This is a genomic window from Spirosoma pollinicola (assembly GCF_002831565.1).
Classification (GTDB): domain Bacteria; phylum Bacteroidota; class Bacteroidia; order Cytophagales; family Spirosomataceae; genus Spirosoma; species Spirosoma pollinicola.
The window spans coordinates 7,387,785-7,406,615 of sequence record NZ_CP025096.1; the positions used below are offsets into that span (position 1 = coordinate 7,387,785).

General features: G+C 49.6%; 20 protein-coding genes. 10 read left to right on the forward strand and 10 right to left on the reverse strand.

Annotated features, from left to right (window positions below):
• The first annotated feature begins 34 nt into the window (after nucleotides 1-34).
• The 5 genes from CWM47_RS31075 (at nucleotide 35) to CWM47_RS31095 (ending at nucleotide 5,000) form a co-directional block, all read left to right on the forward strand.
• Nucleotides 35-1,006, forward strand: coding sequence for a mechanosensitive ion channel family protein (locus tag CWM47_RS31075; RefSeq protein WP_100992449.1), 972 nt, complete (start codon nucleotides 35-37; stop codon nucleotides 1,004-1,006).
• The gene (locus tag CWM47_RS31080) at nucleotides 1,003-1,536 is read left to right on the forward strand and encodes a DUF421 domain-containing protein (protein ID WP_100992450.1); all 534 of its coding nucleotides are present in this window, start codon (nucleotides 1,003-1,005) and stop codon (nucleotides 1,534-1,536) included. Before CWM47_RS31075 ends, CWM47_RS31080 begins: the two co-directional genes overlap by 4 nt.
• 47 nt (nucleotides 1,537-1,583) lie before the next feature.
• Nucleotides 1,584-2,636, forward strand: coding sequence for an AI-2E family transporter (locus CWM47_RS31085; protein ID WP_100992451.1), 1,053 nt, complete (start codon nucleotides 1,584-1,586; stop codon nucleotides 2,634-2,636).
• Nucleotides 2,637-2,693: 57 nt separating this feature from the next.
• Entirely contained in the window at nucleotides 2,694-3,626 is a 933-nt protein-coding gene (locus tag CWM47_RS31090; RefSeq protein WP_100994139.1) for a DUF3078 domain-containing protein, read from the forward strand.
• Nucleotides 3,627-3,803: 177 nt separating this feature from the next.
• Nucleotides 3,804-5,000, forward strand: coding sequence for a baeRF7 domain-containing protein (locus CWM47_RS31095; RefSeq protein ID WP_240625538.1), 1,197 nt, complete (start codon nucleotides 3,804-3,806; stop codon nucleotides 4,998-5,000).
• 99 nt (nucleotides 5,001-5,099) lie between these two features.
• Here CWM47_RS31095 and CWM47_RS31100 read toward each other — a convergent pair whose 3' ends face one another.
• The 9 genes from CWM47_RS31100 to CWM47_RS39460 form a co-directional block, all read right to left on the reverse strand.
• Nucleotides 5,100-6,101 carry an endonuclease/exonuclease/phosphatase family protein gene (locus tag CWM47_RS31100; RefSeq protein ID WP_100992453.1) on the reverse strand — a complete coding sequence of 334 codons (1,002 nt, stop codon included), beginning with the start codon at nucleotides 6,099-6,101 and terminating at the stop codon, nucleotides 5,100-5,102.
• A gap of 139 nt (nucleotides 6,102-6,240) precedes the next feature.
• Nucleotides 6,241-6,489, reverse strand: a complete 249-nt coding sequence (locus CWM47_RS31105; protein WP_100992454.1) for a hypothetical protein — start codon at nucleotides 6,487-6,489, stop codon at nucleotides 6,241-6,243.
• Between the two features lie 43 nt (nucleotides 6,490-6,532).
• Nucleotides 6,533-6,793, reverse strand: a complete 261-nt coding sequence (locus CWM47_RS31110; RefSeq protein WP_100992455.1) for a hypothetical protein — start codon at nucleotides 6,791-6,793, stop codon at nucleotides 6,533-6,535.
• 251 nt (nucleotides 6,794-7,044) lie between these two features.
• Entirely contained in the window at nucleotides 7,045-7,317 is a 273-nt protein-coding gene (locus tag CWM47_RS31115) for a hypothetical protein (protein WP_100992456.1), read from the reverse strand.
• A 111-nt stretch (nucleotides 7,318-7,428) separates the two neighbouring features.
• Nucleotides 7,429-8,922 (reverse strand): NrfD/PsrC family molybdoenzyme membrane anchor subunit, encoded by a 1,494-nt coding sequence (gene nrfD / locus CWM47_RS31120; protein WP_100992457.1) that lies wholly within the window; start codon nucleotides 8,920-8,922, stop codon nucleotides 7,429-7,431.
• 322 nt (nucleotides 8,923-9,244) lie between these two features.
• On the reverse strand, nucleotides 9,245-9,595 hold the full coding sequence (locus CWM47_RS31125; protein ID WP_157816094.1) for a hypothetical protein: 351 nt from the start codon (nucleotides 9,593-9,595) through the stop codon (nucleotides 9,245-9,247).
• A 724-nt stretch (nucleotides 9,596-10,319) separates the two neighbouring features.
• Nucleotides 10,320-11,654: a chloride channel protein gene (locus CWM47_RS31130; protein ID WP_100992459.1), complete on the reverse strand. Its 1,335-nt coding sequence runs from the start codon at nucleotides 11,652-11,654 to the stop codon at nucleotides 10,320-10,322.
• A gap of 456 nt (nucleotides 11,655-12,110) precedes the next feature.
• Complete coding sequence (locus CWM47_RS39455) at nucleotides 12,111-12,704, reverse strand: IS630 family transposase (RefSeq protein ID WP_240625539.1); 594 nt, start codon at nucleotides 12,702-12,704, stop codon at nucleotides 12,111-12,113.
• Nucleotides 12,646-13,119 (reverse strand): winged helix-turn-helix domain-containing protein, encoded by a 474-nt coding sequence (locus tag CWM47_RS39460; RefSeq protein ID WP_240625540.1) that lies wholly within the window; start codon nucleotides 13,117-13,119, stop codon nucleotides 12,646-12,648. The genes CWM47_RS39455 and CWM47_RS39460 overlap by 59 nt, the downstream gene beginning before the upstream one ends.
• A gap of 201 nt (nucleotides 13,120-13,320) precedes the next feature.
• Here CWM47_RS39460 and CWM47_RS31140 point away from each other — a divergent pair, with 201 nt between their 5' ends.
• The 3 genes from CWM47_RS31140 (at nucleotide 13,321) to CWM47_RS31150 (ending at nucleotide 16,347) form a co-directional block, all read left to right on the forward strand.
• The gene (locus CWM47_RS31140; RefSeq protein ID WP_100992460.1) at nucleotides 13,321-14,637 is read left to right on the forward strand and encodes a family 1 glycosylhydrolase; all 1,317 of its coding nucleotides are present in this window, start codon (nucleotides 13,321-13,323) and stop codon (nucleotides 14,635-14,637) included.
• A complete protein-coding gene (locus CWM47_RS31145; RefSeq protein ID WP_240625541.1) occupies nucleotides 14,637-15,380 on the forward strand; it encodes an SDR family NAD(P)-dependent oxidoreductase in 744 nt (247 codons plus the stop codon). The genes CWM47_RS31140 and CWM47_RS31145 overlap by 1 nt, the downstream gene beginning before the upstream one ends.
• 592 nt (nucleotides 15,381-15,972) lie before the next feature.
• Nucleotides 15,973-16,347, forward strand: coding sequence for a hypothetical protein (locus CWM47_RS31150; protein ID WP_100992462.1), 375 nt, complete (start codon nucleotides 15,973-15,975; stop codon nucleotides 16,345-16,347).
• A 142-nt stretch (nucleotides 16,348-16,489) separates the two neighbouring features.
• Here CWM47_RS31150 and CWM47_RS31155 read toward each other — a convergent pair whose 3' ends face one another.
• Complete coding sequence (locus tag CWM47_RS31155) at nucleotides 16,490-16,813, reverse strand: hypothetical protein (protein ID WP_100992463.1); 324 nt, start codon at nucleotides 16,811-16,813, stop codon at nucleotides 16,490-16,492.
• A 391-nt stretch (nucleotides 16,814-17,204) separates the two neighbouring features.
• Here CWM47_RS31155 and CWM47_RS31160 point away from each other — a divergent pair, with 391 nt between their 5' ends.
• Both CWM47_RS31160 and CWM47_RS31165 read left to right on the forward strand, forming a co-directional pair.
• Nucleotides 17,205-17,474, forward strand: coding sequence for a YtxH domain-containing protein (locus CWM47_RS31160; protein WP_100992464.1), 270 nt, complete (start codon nucleotides 17,205-17,207; stop codon nucleotides 17,472-17,474).
• 233 nt (nucleotides 17,475-17,707) lie between these two features.
• Entirely contained in the window at nucleotides 17,708-18,751 is a 1,044-nt protein-coding gene (locus tag CWM47_RS31165; protein ID WP_100992465.1) for a YrzE family protein, read from the forward strand.
• The last annotated feature ends 80 nt before the right edge of the window (nucleotides 18,752-18,831 follow it).

The window sequence follows — 18,831 nt, forward strand, 5'->3', positions numbered from 1 at the left end:
TACCCTTCTTTCTTTTTTTATATAAAAGACCAAAATGCGCTCCATTCTCCTGTTGCTCCAGCCTAATGGAGTGAACGAACCTCCGTTTACGTTCAATGACGGCATAACTCTGTTCTGGCATACGGTTCGTGACTTTATGAAAGGGACCGTCGAACGGCTACCCTATATCATCGTGGGCGTGGTTGTGTTTATGCTGTTCTGGCTGCTGGGAAAAGGCGTCAAGAAAATTATTAACAAAGTGGCCGTCCAGAGTCACTCCATCGACGATACACTGGCTAGCCTGGTGAGCCGCATTGCCAGTGCGCTGATTACCATCATTGGCTTTCTGGCGGCCTGCGTGGTTATCTTTCCCTCCTTCAAGCCCGGCGACATCATTGCGGGCCTGGGCGTCACCTCGGTCGCCATCGGCTTCGCCTTTAAAGATATTCTCCAGAATTTCTTTGCAGGTATCCTGATTCTATGGCGCAGACCGTTCAAAGTCGGCGACCAGATAAAAGTTAAGGAATACGAAGGAACCGTCGAAGAAATCAACATGCGCTCCACCCGACTCAAAACGTATGATGGCGAGCGGGCCATTCTGCCGAACGGTGACGTGTACACGAGTTCCATATTAGTCCGCACGGCTTATCCCAAACGCCGGATCAAATTTGTGGTGGGCATTGGCTACCCCGATTCCATCGAAGAGGCCCGGCAAGTTATTCACGATGTGCTGAACGACCTGGAAGGTGTCCTGAACGACCCAGGTCCGTGGGTGTACGTGACGGAACTGGCCGGGTCATCGGTGAATCTGACAATTTTTTTCTGGGTTGAATCCCAGCAGGCCAACACGTTGAAAGTAAGCGACCAGGTGGTGACGGGCGTTAAATTGGCATTGGATAAAGCGGGAATAGACATGCCCTTTCCTCATACGGTTGTTTTACTGGAAAATCAGCCTGATGATACCCATAAATCAGGGAATACGCATAATGGCAACACAATCGCTTCGCCCAACCGACAGCCTGTATGATCGATGACTGGGAAACGGTGAGCAGCTGGCTCTTCAAGGGCTGGGAAAGCATTGGGCGGGTGGTCGTTGTCGGGGTGCTGGCCTACGCCGGATTACTGCTTTTCCTACGTATTTCGGGCAAGCGGACCCTGTCTAAAATGAATGCGTTTGACCTGGTGATCACGGTGGCGCTCGGTTCCACGTTTTCAACCATTATTATTTCCCGGCAAACGGGTGTCGCCGATGGTCTGACGGCGCTGGCACTGCTGATTGCCCTTCAATACAGTGTCTCCTGGTTATCTGTCCGTTGGCCCTGGTTCCAGCAGATACTAAAAAGTGAACCTACCCTGCTGTTTCACCAGGGACAGTACCTGCGCGGGGCGCTGCGTCAGGAGCGGGTATCTGAAGGAGAAGTGCTGGCGGCCATGCGAAGTTCGGGGGCCGCCCGGCTGGAAGACGTGACGGCGGTGGTGCTGGAAACCGACGGTTCCTTCACGGTCATTCAGGAAAAAAGTCAGGGCACCGCTACCAGTCTCCAAAACGTTCAATAATCGCCTACCGACAAACGTCATCCAATGGCGTAACGTAAACTTTTTTCATGGAACATCCTACCCGCTCTTTTGCCCACCGCGTGGCCACGGCTGCTTTTATCAGCTTGCTGGTAGCGGCTTTATTTTTGTTGGCTGGCTACGCAGCCCATTTCTTTTTTTTGGTATTTGGCGGGATCATCGTTGCCGTCGTTATTAGTGGACTAAGCCACTTTGTGGGCCAAAAAACATCGCTGTCCTATGGGTTATCACTTGGGGTAGTTATGCTATTGCTAGTCGGATTGATTGGCGGCACCATCTGGCTGTTAGCACCAACCGTTAGTCAGCAGGCCGACCAGTTGGGAAAGTCATTACCGCAGTCGATCAGGCAACTAAAGACTACACTGTCGCAAACCGCCTGGGGCCAGAAAATACAGGACAACCTTCCTGACCAACCGGGCGAATTACTTTCATCGGGTGGACCGGGTAAAGGGGTACTGACCCAAATAACGGGTATTTTTTCCAGTACCCTAGGTGGGCTGGTCAACGTATTAATTGTTATTATTACGGGCATTTATTTAGCGTCCAACCCCGGTAATTATCGCAAGGGATTTGCCAGACTCTTCGCGCCCTCGTACCGAGAGCGGTTATTAGGCGTAATGGACCAGTGTTATGATACACTCAAAAACTGGTTTATCAGCCGTACGATCACCATGACGGTGGTCGGTGTGGTAACCGGTGCCGGACTGGCTTTGCTAGGCATTCCGTTTGCCATTGTGCTCGGCATTATTGCCGGTATACTCAATTTTATCCCTAATCTGGGTCCTTACATTGCCCTCGCCCCGGCCCTGCTGGTTGCTTTGCCGCAGGGCGTTGATCATATGCTGTACGTTTTTGCGCTTTACATGGGCGTGCAGTCGCTGGAAGGTTACATCCTGACGCCCCTACTCGATAAAAAATTCGTTTCGGTGCCGCCCGCCATGCTCTTATTTGCCCAGGTGTTGCTTGGTATCCTGGTTGGTCTGGCAGGGGTGCTGTTTGCCTCACCCCTGGTGGCGGTGTTGCTGGTCGTTGTCAACGAGTTGTACGTAAAAGACCGGTTGGAAAAGCAAGCACTTAACTGAATGATTTGGGGTGGCCAAATGCTTTTTCCGGGTAGTCAATCGATCCATTTTTGCGGCATGCGCCTTTGTATTTACCTGTTATTCCTGCTACTAATCGGGGTCGGGTCAGTCTATGGCCAGACGGATACGCTGCCTGCGCTTCGAAAATTATTCAATCAGGGTAATACCGTCGATAGTGTCATCGTGCGGCCCGACTCTACTTACTGGCGGCATAAGTTGGAGGCTGGGTTCAATCTCAATCAGGGTTCATTTAGCGGAAACTGGAAAGGCGGAGGTGTTAATTCAATTGCCCTGGGTTTATTGCTGAACGCGCGCCTGTCTTACCGACGAAATCGCTTTAACTGGAGTGCCAGTACGCAGTTGCAGTATGGAATCGTTAAAAATGCTCAACAAACACTACGCAAGAACACCGACCGCTTATACGCGGATACCAAAGCCGGGTATCGGCTTAGCACCCGCTGGCAATGGTTTGGGTCGCTGAATCTACTCACGCAGTTCGCGCCGGGCTACGATTACGTTACGCTGCCCTCGGGCCAGGAGCTGGCCAATCCAATCTCGAACCTGTTTGCGCCCGCTTACCTGACGGAATCCCTGGGGCTGTCATACGAGCCCAATGATGTGTTCGACCTACGGCTGGGCGTATTTACCGTCCGGCAGACGTTTGTGACCGACCCGGATGTTCGGCTCTATGTCCCCCGTAATTATGGCGTACCTCTTGACCAGACTGTACGAACGGAGCTGGCTTTTCAGGCGATTTTCAATTACGATCAAGACATTGCCCAGAACGTTAACCTCAAATTTCGCTACTTGTTCTTTGCTGACTATCGAGACTTCAAAGCAAGCGATCATCGGCTTGATTTCACGCTGACCGGAAAGATTAACAAGTTTCTTAACGCTACCTTAAGCGGTGTTGTGCTCTACGATCAGGATCAGGATTTCAAGATCCAATATAGTCAGGCCTTGTCAGCTGGGCTACTGTTTACCTGGTAAATTTCTTGGTGAAGAACGCGTAACTAGTTTTAAATGAGCTGATCAATGCAATTGTCAGATTGATGCTATTTCAGCCTGTCGATGACGTCAATCTACCTGTGAAGGGTCATGTTACATATTGACAGGCGTCATAGCAATAGCTGTTAGTCAAGTTTAAGTCAGGAACAAAAACGCTATATGATGACCGATCAACAACCCAACGGTATCAATCTGGAACATGTCGATAAAGACATCTTACTCGACCTGGCCATGCAGACGCACGCGCAGTCTATCTCTCTATTTATTCCGACCCACCAGCGTGGGAAAGAAGTGAATGAAGGGCAGGATATACTAGCGTTTAAAAATCATATCCAGCGTATCCGGCAGACTCTTGAAGCCCAGTCGCTCCGCAGCAATGAGATCACCAGTCTGATGCATCCGCTGGAAGCGCTGCTGAATGATACGCAGTTCTGGCGGCACCAGCAACAGGGACTAGCCGTGTTCCGAAATTCTGATTTCTTCGCCATCTTTCATAGTCCGATCCCCCTGGAGAACAGTAGCTGGCTCGACGCCAAATTTCATTTGCAACCGCTGCTTCCCTTTGCTCAACGATCCCCGGTGTATTGCCTGTTGCAGATTAGTAAAAAGGGGGTTAGCCTCTTCAAAGCCGATACATATACCATTGCACCCCTCGATTTGGCCGGTTCGATGCCATCGGGACTGGAAGACGTAACTAACTATTACGACTTTGACGAGGAAGTACAGGGACGTACCAACGGGCGGAATGGTGCAATGGCGATGTACGCCAGCAACGAGGATACGGATACGAAGGAAAAAGATCACCTGTTGGCCGATTATTTTCGATTGATCAATGCGGCCATCATTGAGATGATGGGTACGCAGAATTTGCCTCTGGTGCTGGCATCGGTAGCGTATTTTCAGCCCATCTATCATAATATCAATACGTATCCGAACCTGCACAAAGAAGGGCTGACGGGTAACTTTGACCATTCGCAGCCGGAGGAATTGCATCAGATGGCGCAGAAACTACTCGGCGATTCGATTGACCAGACGAAACGGCGTTTTATTAATCAGTATCAGAATAGCAATGGTAGCGAAATGGTGTCAAGCGACGCCCGTGCGTTACTGAAAGCGGGCGTAATCGGCTGTATTGATGCGCTCTTTCTAAAAACAGAGACCAGTCTCTGGGGATATTTCGACGAGATTACCCTAAAGACGACGATCCATGACAACAGACAGGATGGTGACGAATCACTGGTCGAGAAAATAGCCCTGCTTACGCTCCTTCATGGTGGTAAGCTGTATGTTATGGACGAGGTCAACCTGCTGGAGAACCAGGAGCCCGTCAATATGGCCGCCCTGTTCCGATTTTAACGGGTTCCTGTTGACGTTTAGTTACCCATGCCAAATAGGAACGAAAACAATGCTGGTCGTATGGGTTTGTCTTCCGTACCGATTTGGCTCTTTTATCGTTTACGGTTGCAAGGTTAACTGCACATAATAGGGGAAATGATCCGAGCCAAATTTGGGTAACTGCTCAACCGAGAGTACCTTGAATTGTTTGGAAACAAATACATAATCCAGTGGCCAGCGCATAAATAGGGACTGAGCATCGAAGGTATTGTACATGCCCCGCCCATACCGAACATCATTCAGGCCACTGATAGCCGCAAATTGAGTCGTGTTGTGCGACCAGCCAACATCATTAAAGTCACCGGCAACCACTATCGGTAGGGATGGGTGGGCAATCAGGCGTGCCTCTTTCAACAAAGCCATTTCTTTGCCCCCGATATTGGTTGGGTACTTACTGGGCGCCGGGGCTACCGGATGGATTGTACACAGTTTAAACCGATTGCTATCGGGCAAGGTGATGTCCATTGTAAACGAAGGCACCCGGTCGTGGTTAAGAAACTTGATTTGAGGATTGGTCAGTGGGATTTTTGAATACAGCGCCATCCCATAAGCATTATCCGTTGGAAACCTAAGACTATAAGGATAGCTTTTTTTCAGTACGTTTAATTGCTTTATCCACCAATCGTTTACCTCCATCGTCAGTACGAAAGTCGGGTCTTTGTTGGCGATAATCGTCAGTAATTCATCGGCATGGCGATTTTTTATCAGCACGTTTGCCACAATAATACTGAATACCGATTGCTTGTTGACAGAGACTTGCAAAGCCGATTTAACCGCCTTTTCGGCCAGAGGTGTATACGGAAATAGGATGCAGGCCTGTATACCAATGGAAACGACTAAGCCGGTTACAAAAACCAGCCCGGTAATGGTCCACTTTTTAGGAATGAGCAGAAAAACAAGCAAACATAGGCCTAGCGCAATCAGGACTTCTAACCTGGGAAAATTCAGCACCTGCAAAAACCACAGGGAGCTGTTATAAATCAGTGAGCCCAGCGTGACTATAATTAACAGTGTACCACAAAGTGGTAAAAGAGAGAACAGAACTTTCTGAATAATTGACATAAACCGGTGGTATCAACTTTCCTGTAAGGTATGCCTATTATTCACCAGGGACTACTAGTTGGAATGAATACTACTTCATTAACCGAAGGACAACGGGTGTCTATCCGTCAAATGAAGCAGAAAGCGGCCAGGCGGTCATTTATTCAACGACTACTTTTTTAAAATCAGCCAGTTGAACATACGGCAATGTCCTGTCCTCCAGACGAGCTTGCGTCCAAACCGGACCACTCCCAACTCGGTCTGGATGAAGCCAAATCGTTTCTCCCTGACGGATGAGACCGACTAGTTGATTGACTGGATTCGCTGGGTTACCAATCCATTTCGTATCGTGCATGGCTTGGTAAGCAATAGCGAATTCGTCAAGGAAGGGGGCGGGTTGCAGACTCATTTGAGAAGTGGTATGTCTGGTTAACGGGCTGACAGCATAGCCCCTATTCACTTCGATAAATTTGAATATCGTCTATATCGTATTCGCGTACCTGTTCTTCATGGCCAAACGTCGAGCAACGTACCCGATTTCGGTTAAGACTACTCGGTCCCGAATTGCTCTCGTTTACGTAACCTTCCAGCGTCAGAATAGGCTCGGGGTTGCCCCGCTCTACCACCAGAATAGACGATCGTTTTTGATCTAAATTCTTTCGAATTAGTTGAGTGTCCGAATGATATTGACGGGTAACGGGCTGAGTTGTCATGAGCGGTACAGATTAAGCAAATGATCAGGTAAACAACGAATTGATAAGTGGGTAATTGACGGATCAATTGACGGAAGGCAGGTTTTCTAAAAACGCCGATGCGGGTGGTAAACTAATGGCTGAAGACAGGAAAAAGGGGCTACTTGAGCCATGCGTGATAACGTTAACTGAGTAAGTTGGCTCTTGCTATTGTTTGTTGGCTGTGGTTACGGGCAGACGATGGCCCCAGTCGTGTTTTAGTAGAGCGTCATTCATACCGGCGTCATACCATATGGTCCCATAATTGAGTCAATGCTACGTGGCTGGTTACCCGGAGACCGGGTTTCAATTCGTAGTCCATAACGTGTTCCCTCGGACGGTGCATCAGCACGGTTGTATCCTTTGAGCAACCGCCCGCGCTGCAAGGCCTGAGTGAGCGTAGACCTGATATACGCACGCTGGGTAATCCAGTGAACAAAATCGGGTCGTTTTTCAGCTGGTAAAGCTGATAAATCAATTTGGTCTACTATTTCCCCAGAGTGCATCACAATCGCTCGGGTTAAGGTGAAAAATTCAAAGCCAGTTGCTGTTTAAATTAAGTATTGGTTGGTATCAATCTGCCCGTTAATAAAAAGACGGGGTACCGGGTAGTCCGATTATGGAAGCGGATGGGTGGGCGTAGCTGGCTTGCTATCCAAAACCGGGCGTTCCCGATCAACCCCGGAAGCGGGTACGGGTAGTATCGCCGAGGAGGACTTTAGAATCGCTTTCACCTCGGCGATATTGACCACAGGCAGAAACTTGGCAAACAACAGAAACAGGGTAAAGAACAGACCAAACGTGAAGAGAAAATCACTGATATCGAATAGCGTCGGGTGAAACATGGCCCAGCTGGAGGGTAAATAATCCCGGTGCAGGGAGCTCACAATGATTACAAACCGCTCAAACCACATCCCAATGTTAACCACCACCGCCAGCACAAAGGACCAGGCGATGCTCCGACGAATACTGCGAAACCAGAACAACTGGGGCGTAATGACATTGCAGGTCATCATCGTTGCATAGGCCCACCAGTAGGGGCCCATGGCTCGATTATGAAACGCGTACTGCTCAAACTCATTGCCTGAATACCAGGCCATAAACAACTCGGTCAGATACGCCACGCCCACAATCGATCCGGTCAGAATAATGATCTTGTTCATGGACTCGATGTGTTCTATCGTGATATAGTCTTCCAGTTTGAACACTACCCTAATAATCAGGATCAGGTTTTGAACCATGGCAAAGCCCGAAAAAATAGCGCCTGCCACGAAGTAGGGCGGAAAGATGGTGGTGTGCCAGCCCGGCACCAACGCCGTAGCAAAGTCCATACTCACAATCGTGTGGACCGATAAAACCAGTGGCGTAGCGATGCCCGCCAGAATCAAACTGACATATTCATACCGGGCCCAGGTCTTGGCTGACCCATTCCAGCCCAGCGCCAGCGTCCCATAGATGTAGCGGGAAACCCGGCTTCTGGCCCGGTCCCGGATGGTGGCCAGATCCGGTATCAAGCCAATGTACCAGAAAACGAGTGATACAGTGAAGTAGGTGCTGATAGCAAACACATCCCAGACCAGGGGCGATTTAAAGTTTACCCATAGGGAGCCCAGCGTGTTGGGCAACGGCAGCGACCAGTAGGCCAGCCAAGGCCGGCCCATGTGTAGAAAGATGAACATGGCTGCACAAATGACGGCAAAAATGGTCATCGCTTCGGCGGAGCGGTTTATAGAGGTGCGCCATTTCTGGCGAAACAACAATAAAACCGCCGAAATCAGGGTCCCGGCGTGGCCGATACCCACCCACCACACAAAGTTGGTAATATCCCAGGCCCAGCCTACGGTTTTATTGAGCCCCCAGACGCCCAGCCCCGTCCACCAGGTCCAAAACACACAGGCCGTTCCGTACAGCAGCACTACCAGCGCTAGCCCAAATGCTATGTACCACTCCCGGCTGGGTTTACCTTCGACTTGTATACAGACGTCGTGGGTCACATCGGCGTATGTTTTGCCCCCTGTGATCAGAGGCGTGCGTACGGCTGCAGTAACAGGCCCGTGATGAGATGTAAGATCATCCGGCAGCGGCAATGATTGATCAGAGAGGATACTCATCGGCGTACATCCTGCGGGCAATTGATGAAAAGAAGATAAATACGATTGACAGGGGGTGGGATACGTCGGCTCGTTTACTGACTGCCTACCGCTGTTGTTGTTTGAGTAAGCACCTTGAGCTTCGTAAAAGTAGGCCTGTCGATAGCGGTTACCTATGACGGCTGTCACCACGGGTTATGATGGTTCACAGGTGTATCGATGATGAAAAATGGTTCCTACCGAACCAGCGGAATGATTATCGTTGGTTAATAATCTTGATCAGTGAAGGTAAGCTTACCAAGCAGAATGGAATGAGCAACACCTGTAAGACCGGATGGAATCTCTATACCTGACTGATCTTGACGCCTAATTCCGTGCGGATTGTCGCCTGGGCTCGTTGCCAGAATCGATAATAGGCGCTCCCTTCCCGTTTATATCGTTGCAGGAGGAGATTAAATCGACGAAGGGACAACGCGTCAACAGGCAGGGACTCCTGACTGGCCACAAAAGCCGCTCGTTCCTGGGCCCGTAAGCAATTCCAGAGGAGTAAATCCTCTCCTTTCAGGGCCTGATTTACATACTCGTTGATACACTGCTTCTCGGCAAGATCCCGGTAATAGATCGTCTGGTAACAATAGATCTTGATGGCGTTGAGGATGCTCCCAAGCGCGTCTAACGAGTAGGTAGATTTCATGAACACTACGGAATAAGGGTTGGCCATAATCCCCCGATTAGCGGTTGCTATCGTGATCAGTCCGTAAACTTATTCAACGCGTGCCAGCCCATCTATGATCGTCATCATGCAGGACTATGATGAATATCTGACCAGTTCATTTAAATTGTCACCCTCATTCCAGTGATTTATTGTAGGCATTAAGCTTGTCCTGAAAAAAGACTTAATCACTGGTGCTTAGTGCAAAATGGCCCCACCATGGCGCGGCCAAAATGAAGATAAAGCTTTTCACACGAATTTTTTTTTCGGCTCAACTTGATTATTGGTTAGCCCGCCCATAGGCGTACATTGTTGACTTGCTATTAGCCAGGATCTCACAAACCTTCTTGATCGTTGTCTTTCAGATTCATAGAATTGAATAGCCAACTGTTGCTTGTCTGCATTCAATAGTTTGGGTCGTCCCCACCGTCCCCGCAGCCGACAGACCTGTCATCTCATCGTCCGCTCCTGAATTAAATTGCGATCCAACTCAGCCAGCTCAACAAACTGATGATACATTAACTTACCCGTTGACGTCGATGTACTGATCAATTCGTGCAGCCTCTTGGAAGAGGCTTCCTAGCTTTCCAGCTAAACGACCCTGTCAAGGATGCCTGTCAAGGAGCGATCTAATAGGTCCAGTCTGGCAAGGTATCTTGCCTATCTGAATAGCTCATCAACTCAAGATCTTTCGCATCAGCACTCGCTACGTTTTGTCGTTTCGACTCGCTGGCAAAAGCTTCTTTAGCCAGTCTGGAAAGCGAATGTCAGGGATCTTCCCAGGGTTGCTCATTTCGCTGATTTCTTTTCCCAATTCAGTTGGTAAGGCATTGGATTTACTGATACTTAATACTTGGGAGGTATATAAACTTCGGTGACCGGACATTACAAAACTAATCACGCAGGACACAGCCGCGTAGGGAGCTATCGTTGCCCCAAATAGTTCAATCGCCAGAATACTTGAAGCAATGGGGGTATTGGTTGTTCCTGCCAGAATACTGACAAAGCCAATGGCGGCAAAGGTTGATTGGTCTGCCCCAACCAGATCGGCAAAGTAACTACCCGCCGTAGCGCCAATAAATAAGACTGGCGTAATCACGCTACCACTTCGACTGATACTCAGTGTGATTATTGTAAATAAAGCTTTGAGCAGGAAAGTATACCAATTAACGTGTAGCCCTTTAATGCTTCCCTCCAATAGGTTGAGTCCTAACCCGAGATAGTCCCTGGAAAACAGGATCGTAAGGCCGACTAATAGAAGCCCTCCCAGAAGACCTTTCCAGGGCCGCCAGAGAGGAAGCGCATTGGTAAAAGCCGCACTTTGCTGAATAGCCCTAATTAAGACGTAGGCACAGAGACCAAAAAAAATACCACCAGTGAGTAGCTGAATAAAAAATCCCTGACCAAAAGCGGGAACGAATTTCAGTGGATAATAGAAAAAGGTGACACCAAGGGCTGATGACACCTGATAGGCGGTGATGGAAGCAACAAAAGCGGGCAACAGCACATCGTAAAAAATAACCCCGACGGCCAGCACCTCAATCCCGAATATGGCACCTGCGATTGGCGCTCCAAACACACAGGCAAAGCCCGCGCAGAAGCCGCAAAGTACCATTTTCCGACGATCAATGTTATCTACCCGGAATAAATTGGCGCACATACTGCCGATACCCGCCCCAATCTGGGCACAAGGGCTTTCTTTACCTGCCGATCCGCCTGTGGCCAGAATGAGTACGACATTTATAACTTTGGTAGGGATGAAGGAGCTTTCCAATTTGCCGTAGTTTTTGTTGATTGCTGCGATAAGCGTATCGGTTCCTAAATGTTTCTTAAGAACAAACTGACTAAGCAGATTGGCTAAAAAAAAACTGAGGGGCAATAAATAAAAAACGTTTTTGTACTGATTGCTCTGATCAATAATGTAGTGAATGAACGAGATAAATCCGGAAGCCGCAAAGCCAGTTAGACAGCCAATCAGACTGGAAATGAACAGCCATTTGAGGACCGTGAAAAATAAGATCAGTTCATCGTTGACGCGCATGGGGGTATAAACCGGCGAATAGCCCACTCAGTTTAGGAAGGTTTGGCTAAAGTACCCATTTCGGTAAATTGGTGCGAGTACTACCGACAAGCTGAATCGTCAGACATAATCTTTTTTAATCGTATGGACGAATAAAACTCCTGTTTTAACTATTTAGCCAACCTTAGTTTAGTTAATTGACCCGTCCTGGAATCGAATGATTGAACCTACACAATCATTCGATTCCAGGACAGGTCACCGGGCTTTTCGTTCAATAAAAGGATATTTAATTGGACTTGTTGATGAGTTAATCCGCTATCATTGAATGATTTATCCGTACTATAATCAAAAACTAAAATCGTTCACGAAAACCTCCAATATAATTGATTCCGAGTGCGGACACGTTTACTAACTACCAAACCTAATCAGTCGCTTATAATGGATATTATCCTTTCTGATAACTTATAGCTCTGTGAATTAACTTGTGATAAATCCAATCTCTTTCTTGTGAAAGAATGCTTCTACCAGTTTCGGATCTTTTTCCAAGATTTTGACTTGGTCAAGAACTGCTTTTTTAAGGGTCTCTAGATTAGCGAACACTTGATTTTTTAAACTCCGTTTTACTTGACTCCACACGAGTTCGACGGGATTAAGTTCGGGACTATAGGCTGGTAGACGTTCCAAATGAACTCGGCTTGGACGCTCTTTTAGAAAGGCTTTGACCGCTTCACTGCGATGAATCGCTGCCCCATCCCAGACAATAATCATGTTCCGTTTCCGATACCGACTGCAAAGTTTACTCAGAAACCATACAATATCTTCGCTTGTAAAAGCTTGATCTTGACCAGCTACATATAGACGCCCGTTGGGGGCAATGGCGGCAATCAGGCTCAGATGGGCTCGTCCAGCCTGTTCAATGAGTAGCGGTGTTTGCCCACGCGGAGCCCAAGTATGAGCTAAAAAGGGTAGTAGGTAACAAGCTGACTCATCGACATATAGAATAACCCGCTGTTCATCCTGCGCTTTTTTTAAGTTTGGGCAAGCGCTCGTCTCGCCACTGGAGTACGGCATCTCTATTTTGCTGACGCGCTTTGGCCTGCGGTTTCTGACGAGTCCAGCCTACCTTTTTGAGTAATCGCCCAACTTGGGAGGGATCATAACTGACACCAAATAGCTTTCTAATGACTTCATTGACACGAGGTCTTGTCCAAACTGCTCCGGCAAATCCATGATGTTCCGCACCTTTGTTAAGCTCATCCACCAGTTGATGGAGTTGTTCGGTCGTCAACCGAGCAGGTGCTCCAGTAGGTTTTTGCCATTGCAAAGCTGTTGCTCCTCGCTCTCGGTATTTCTTTAGGGTCTGGCTCACCCAGCCTTGGGTCAAACCTAATGCTTGGGCAATAGGCCCCTGCTTCCAACCGGCCTGATTCAGTTCGACACAGCGTCGGCGGAGTACTTCGTAGTCTGATTGTTTGTAGTTTGCCATACTAACAGCAAGATACAGTTATTATAAGCTTATTCACGCATCAATAAGCATCGGTATGATAGCGATAAACTATACCCAATGTGCTAGACAAGTAATCTTAATCGGCTCTTAATCTACATCAGTAAACACTCCATTTCGACCTGAGTTAACCTACTACCTCACCTGGACGCACTCTGTTTCCAGATGTGGCTAGTTAACCCTATGATCAATCAATTTCTATTCGCCACTGGCATTGAAAATAGCAATCCCACCATTCAGGGTGGAACCTATCGACAGGATGAACTGGAAAAATGTGGCCATTACCAGCACTGGAGAACAGATTTTGACTTGGTCGAGCAACTCGGGATTCGCTTCCTACGCTATGGCCCACCCATCCATACTACCTTCTTGGGGGAGGGGAACTATGACTGGTCATTTGCTGACCAGACGTTTAATGACTTGCGGCTGCGCGACATAGTGCCTATCGTCGATCTGTGTCATTTTGGCGTACCCGATTGGATTGGTAATTTCCAAAACCCTGACTTTCCTGAACTATTTGCTGGTTATGCCCGCGCGTTTGCTCAACGCTTTCCCTGGGTTCAACTTTACACACCCGTCAACGAGATGTACGTCTGCGCTGAGTTTTCCGCCCTTTACGGTTGGTGGAATGAGCAGCTCAGGAGCGATACGGCCTTTGTGACGGCCCTAAAGTATATCGTCAAAGCGAATGTACTGGCGATGGGTGCCATCCTGGAAATAAGGCCGGATGCCTTATTTATCCAGAGCGAATCCAGTGAGTATTTCCATGCGGAAAACCCGGCCGCCATCAAACCCGCTGAGATTCTGAATGCCAAGCGGTTTTTATCGCTTGACCTCAATTATGGACGCCGGGTCGATTCGGAGATGTATGAATACCTGCTGGACAATGGCATGAGTCGGGATGAGTATCACTTCTTTCTGAGCCATAATCTGAAACAATATTGTATTATGGGCAATGACTATTACCAAACCAACGAACATCGAGTCGCTGCGGATGGCAGTACGCGTGCGTCAGGGGAGGTATTTGGTTACCACGTGATTACTCGTCAATACCACGACCGGTATCGCCTGCCGGTCATGCACACGGAAACCAATCTCTGGCAGGGCCACAATGGAGACGAAGCGGTAAACTGGCTTTGGAAGGAATGGGCCAATGTCTTACGGGTTCGCAACGATGGCGTACCGATTGTGGGCTTTACCTGGTATTCACTCACGGATCAGGTCGATTGGGACGCTGCCTTGCGTGAAAATAAGGGGACCGTGAATCCACTGGGACTATGTGATCTACATCGTCAGATTCGCCCTGTGGGCCATGCCTATAAACAACTGATTAGCGATTGGCAGCAGGTACTGCCCGCCCAGAGTGTGTGTTTACAGGTGCCGATTATTATGCCAAGTGAGAGCGGGCAGCCCTGGGCTCAACAAAAACAGGACGATGCCAAACAGGCTCGCAACCAGGTAAGTAATAGTGTTTCAAAAACCAATCAGGCCGACGCCTAATGAGAATGCGATTTACGGATAAAGTAGCGATTGTGACGGGCGGAGCCAGTGGCATTGGCCTGGCCATCGCCAAACGATTGGCCTCCGAAGGCGCCCGGCTGGTTCTGGCCGACGTAGATGAAGTCAATCTTCAGACCGCCATGGCCGAGGTAACGGCGGCTGGTGCCCCGGGCGTTTGGGGCAGTGTTTGCAACGTAGCCGTAGAAGCTCAGGTAGAAGCTACGGTTAACGGAGCTCTGTCTCGGTTCGGCCGACTGGATGTGATCGTCAACAATGCGGGGCTCATGCAATTTAAGGCGCTGGAAGAACTGACCGGCGATGACTGGTTACGGATTCTGAATGTGGATCTGCTGGGTACTTTTTATTTCACCAAGCAGGCTTTCCTACAGATGAAACCCGGTGGCTGTGTGGTCAACGTGGCCAGCATCCATGCCGTTGAGACCGAACCTTTGGTCGCTCCCTATGCTGCGGCTAAGGCCGCTATACTTTCGCTGACGCGCTCCTCGGCGCTGGAAGGTAAGCCCAAGGGACTACGGATCAATGCGATTTTGCCCGGTGCCATTAATACGCCCATGCTGTGGAATAACCCGAATGTAAAATCGGGCGTGGAACAGATTGACCGTGCCGACGTTGGCCAACCCGCCGATGTAGCGGCCACGATTGCCTACCTGGCCTCGGATGATGCCGCTTTTGTGCAAGGGGCAGAAGTGCGGGTTGATGGGGGCCGACTGGACCGACTATAAGCGGAGAGCTAATCGGCTACTTCACCGCAGCGGATTAGAGTTAACTGTTTCTGAAACGGACCTAGCAACCCCTCGCCAAAAATCGTTCAGTTAAACCTCGGTATGATTTTCGGACAAGACACTTTGTCTAGTCAAGAAAAGTGGCCCAATACTAGCTGGCTCCAATCATCCACGAAGTACTACGTGTGCGGTTGGACTCAAAGTCCCAAAACTTGCGAAAACTGTCTCTCAAACTCAACTCTACGCTGAGAATTAGACTTTGATTCGTGAGATAACAATTTGAGATTGAGAGACGATACTAGTGACGATGACGTCAACTGCTTCTTAAGCATCGTAAATAAACGGGCGTTTGACGAGATACTGAAACACTGTCCGTTTCAGTATCTCATACCGATATACTTGCACTAATGCAATAGGCTACCACCCGTTTAGGTGTTCTGACATTGGCGCTTTATGAGTAAATTTGCCCATATTGGAAAGCCGACTGTGAAGGCCGTTTTTCTGAGCAACTAGTTACCTATGCAATCCATTACGGCCCTATTGACCCAAAAAATAGCCAACGCCTTTCTGGCCTGTGGGTACCAAAAAGAGGATGGCACGATGGTCGTTTCCAAAACTTGCCTTTTGTCAATTTCAGTATAACGGCGCGCTGGCAGCCGCCAAACGGCGAAAGCGCAATCCCTTAGACATTGCTCAGCAGGTCGAAGCAAGGGTTGGGGAAAATGACATATTTATCGTTGCTATTCTTAAGCCCGGATTCATCAATATAACCCTGACCGATAATATAACCCTGACCGATGACTTTTTAGCCCACTATTGCTCCCAGATGCTCAAACTAGACCAACCAGGATTTGAGCAAACCACCGATCCCCTCACTATAGTTACTGATTGTAGAGGCCCCCAAACATTGCCAAACCCCTGCATGTGGGCCCTTTACCCGATACCGGGGGCTGCTGTAACGTACTAAATAGACCCAATTCTTCGGTGTTCGACCAAGCTAATGATCGCCATCGGAAAAGCGGTCTACCCGATAGGGTGAAGGCAGGGTTAGTCAAGGAAGTAAATAGGCCCCGGTCGAGCACGACACTCGACTAAAGCCCAACGTCAGTTCATTGATTACTGCTCAAATACGTCTTATTGCCGTTCTTATTGATGTAGAATTTGCCGCCCCGCTCACCGGTATGCACAAGCTCCCCGTGCGGGCCTTTCTGGGTTTTATCGACGGGTGCTTTATAATCAGCCGGAGTCGCCTTCGGCTCGCCGGCCCCGGCGGGCGTTGTTTTGGTAGCGCTTTTGTCGGCTTTGGCCGCGCGGGCCTTTGCCATGCGGTCGTTGACCGACATTTTCGGAGCAGACGGGGTCGATTGAGCCAGCCCGTCAACGGACTGCCCTAAGCCAAGTAGGATCGCTAAGCCAAATAGAATCTTTTTCATGGTAGTAAGTCCTCAAGTAAGCCCTAGTGAACAAGTTCACCAAAACTAATCAACCAGAGTTGATTAGTCAAGCAGTGCCGAAAAACCATAGCACCAAGCCCCAATAGTCATCAGCCAACCCTACCGGATACCGTTTACAAAACGCCTAGGTCATTCATTAGTGGGCTCTACAGGGCAAATCATAATCCGTAATTAACTGTATTTGTGCGCGTTACGAGGTACTGACAGACCCCAAAACGAGGTAAGAATGCCCCATTATGGGGTAGGGGATTATGACGACTCTAGTAGCAATAGATAGACCAGGGAGCGCATAGGCCCTTTTTCCTTGATGGCATACTTTTATCAGAGATGCTGAATAGATTTTCTTATTCACCTGCTTAACCATACTGTTATGATCCGTTTTTTCACCGGCCTCGCTTCGGGCCTTGCCATCGCATACTTGACGGCTCCCCGGCCGGGTAAGCAGTTGCGCAACGCAGTGGTCGATTCGACTAAGCAAACCGTAGAAAAAGGCCAACAGATCAAAAACCAATGGGACGTAACCGCTACCCAAGTTAAGGAGCTACTTAGGGTGGTGCATGTGAACACGGGTCTTTCCTTGCCAAACTTACTAGCCAAAACACAAACAAATCGATTCGGTACGACCAAAGGCCGTTCCTGAAAAAGATCACTTAACGCCAGTCATCCCGCGATGGTTGGCGGATTACCTATTACAACGAGTCTGATTACGTAACAAAAAGATGAGCCCCCGCCAGGGGTAGTTGGGGGCTCATCTTTTTGTTGCCCCGCCTAAAATTCACCTTCGTGGCGCGACATTATAGCGGGGCATTAACCGGGCCAAGCAGGAGGAGCCCTTCAATCCCCTGATAACCAGTAATAGTCTACTTATTTACTATGGAACGTGAACCTCTGTACACTAACCAGCCCCTTACGGGCGGATTTAATTTAATGAAGCGCATCTCCTGGAGCGCTATTTTTGCCGGGGTGCTGGTGGCCATCGTTACCCAGATGCTCTTGACTCTGCTGGGCCTGGGTATCGGTCTGGGCACCGTTGATCCCCTCGAAGAGCGCAACCCGGTGGCGGGCCTGGGCATCGGCAGCGCCATCTGGTACATCATTAGTAGTTTGCTCTCGTTGTTTGTCGGAGGCTGGGTTGCCGGGCGGCTGGCCAGCGCACCCCGACTCTTCGACGGCATCATCCACGGGGTGCTGACCTGGTGTCTGGTGACGCTGTTGACCATCTACTTTCTAACTACCACCCTGGGCAGCCTCATTGGGGGGGCGGGTAAACTGGTGGGTGGTCTGGTCAGCACGGCTGGTTCAGCCGTCGCTTCGGCCGCCCCCGGCATCGGCAACGCCGTTCAGGACCAGCTTAAAGCCAACGGCATCGACACCGATAATATGGACCTGGGCGACCTGAAGGGCGAAGTGAACAAGATTTTGCGCCAGACGGGCGATCCCAAACTAAATCCCAATACTCTGGAAGCCAAAGCCGACCGGGCGGGCGATCAGACCAAAGCCGCCGCTAACCGGGCGGCCTCCGACCCCCAGGCGGCCGATGACGTGGCGAGTGGCTTATTCAGCCGCCTGTTCAAGCAGGGGCAGGCTACGGTCAGCACCGTGGACAAGGAAGATGCGGTCAACGTGGTCATGAAGCGCACAGGCAAGAGCCGGGCCGAAGCCGAGCAGACCGTCGATAGCTGGATCAAGACCTATCAGCAGGCGAGTGCCAAAGTTGAGCAGGCCAAAAAAGAGGCCGAAGTGAAGGCCCGTGAGGTAGCCGATGCGACGGCCTCGGCGGCCTCGAAAGCGGCTATTTTCGGCTTTTTGGGACTGCTCATCGGCGTGGCGGCCTCGGGTTACGGGGCCAAGCTGGGCACCGACTCTAAGGACGATGTCAATCAATACGACCGTCCGATTGGTAACCAGCGTAATTAATGACGTGCTCTGTCGGCCAGCGGGAGCCGTTTACGCCGCTGGCCACTATCAGCGGGCTTGGTAGGGGCCTGGTTGGGTAA

Excerpts from the sequence above, each read along its gene's own strand:
- CWM47_RS31075 (WP_100992449.1), top strand. The coding sequence starts at position 35 with ATGCGCTCCATTCTCCTGTTGCTCCAGCCTAATGGAGTGAACGAACCT.
- CWM47_RS31115 (WP_100992456.1), bottom strand. The coding sequence starts at position 7,317 with ATGCACTCTGGGGAAATAGTAGACCAAATTGATTTATCAGCTTTACCA.
- CWM47_RS31145 (WP_240625541.1), top strand. The coding sequence starts at position 14,637 with ATGAGAATGCGATTTACGGATAAAGTAGCGATTGTGACGGGCGGAGCC.
- CWM47_RS31110 (WP_100992455.1), bottom strand. The coding sequence starts at position 6,793 with ATGACAACTCAGCCCGTTACCCGTCAATATCATTCGGACACTCAACTA.
- CWM47_RS39460 (WP_240625540.1), bottom strand. The coding sequence starts at position 13,119 with ATGGCAAACTACAAACAATCAGACTACGAAGTACTCCGCCGACGCTGT.
- CWM47_RS31095 (WP_240625538.1), top strand. The coding sequence starts at position 3,804 with ATGATGACCGATCAACAACCCAACGGTATCAATCTGGAACATGTCGAT.
- CWM47_RS31130 (WP_100992459.1), bottom strand. The coding sequence starts at position 11,654 with ATGCGCGTCAACGATGAACTGATCTTATTTTTCACGGTCCTCAAATGG.
- CWM47_RS31105 (WP_100992454.1), bottom strand. The coding sequence starts at position 6,489 with ATGAGTCTGCAACCCGCCCCCTTCCTTGACGAATTCGCTATTGCTTAC.
- CWM47_RS39455 (WP_240625539.1), bottom strand. The coding sequence starts at position 12,704 with ATGCCGTACTCCAGTGGCGAGACGAGCGCTTGCCCAAACTTAAAAAAA.
- CWM47_RS31090 (WP_100994139.1), top strand. The coding sequence starts at position 2,694 with ATGCGCCTTTGTATTTACCTGTTATTCCTGCTACTAATCGGGGTCGGG.
- nrfD (WP_100992457.1), bottom strand. The coding sequence starts at position 8,922 with ATGAGTATCCTCTCTGATCAATCATTGCCGCTGCCGGATGATCTTACA.
- CWM47_RS31100 (WP_100992453.1), bottom strand. The coding sequence starts at position 6,101 with ATGTCAATTATTCAGAAAGTTCTGTTCTCTCTTTTACCACTTTGTGGT.
- CWM47_RS31080 (WP_100992450.1), top strand. The coding sequence starts at position 1,003 with ATGATCGATGACTGGGAAACGGTGAGCAGCTGGCTCTTCAAGGGCTGG.
- CWM47_RS31160 (WP_100992464.1), top strand. The coding sequence starts at position 17,205 with ATGATCCGTTTTTTCACCGGCCTCGCTTCGGGCCTTGCCATCGCATAC.
- CWM47_RS31125 (WP_157816094.1), bottom strand. The coding sequence starts at position 9,595 with ATGAAATCTACCTACTCGTTAGACGCGCTTGGGAGCATCCTCAACGCC.
- CWM47_RS31140 (WP_100992460.1), top strand. The coding sequence starts at position 13,321 with ATGATCAATCAATTTCTATTCGCCACTGGCATTGAAAATAGCAATCCC.
- CWM47_RS31150 (WP_100992462.1), top strand. The coding sequence starts at position 15,973 with ATGGCACGATGGTCGTTTCCAAAACTTGCCTTTTGTCAATTTCAGTAT.
- CWM47_RS31165 (WP_100992465.1), top strand. The coding sequence starts at position 17,708 with ATGGAACGTGAACCTCTGTACACTAACCAGCCCCTTACGGGCGGATTT.
- CWM47_RS31155 (WP_100992463.1), bottom strand. The coding sequence starts at position 16,813 with ATGAAAAAGATTCTATTTGGCTTAGCGATCCTACTTGGCTTAGGGCAG.
- CWM47_RS31085 (WP_100992451.1), top strand. The coding sequence starts at position 1,584 with ATGGAACATCCTACCCGCTCTTTTGCCCACCGCGTGGCCACGGCTGCT.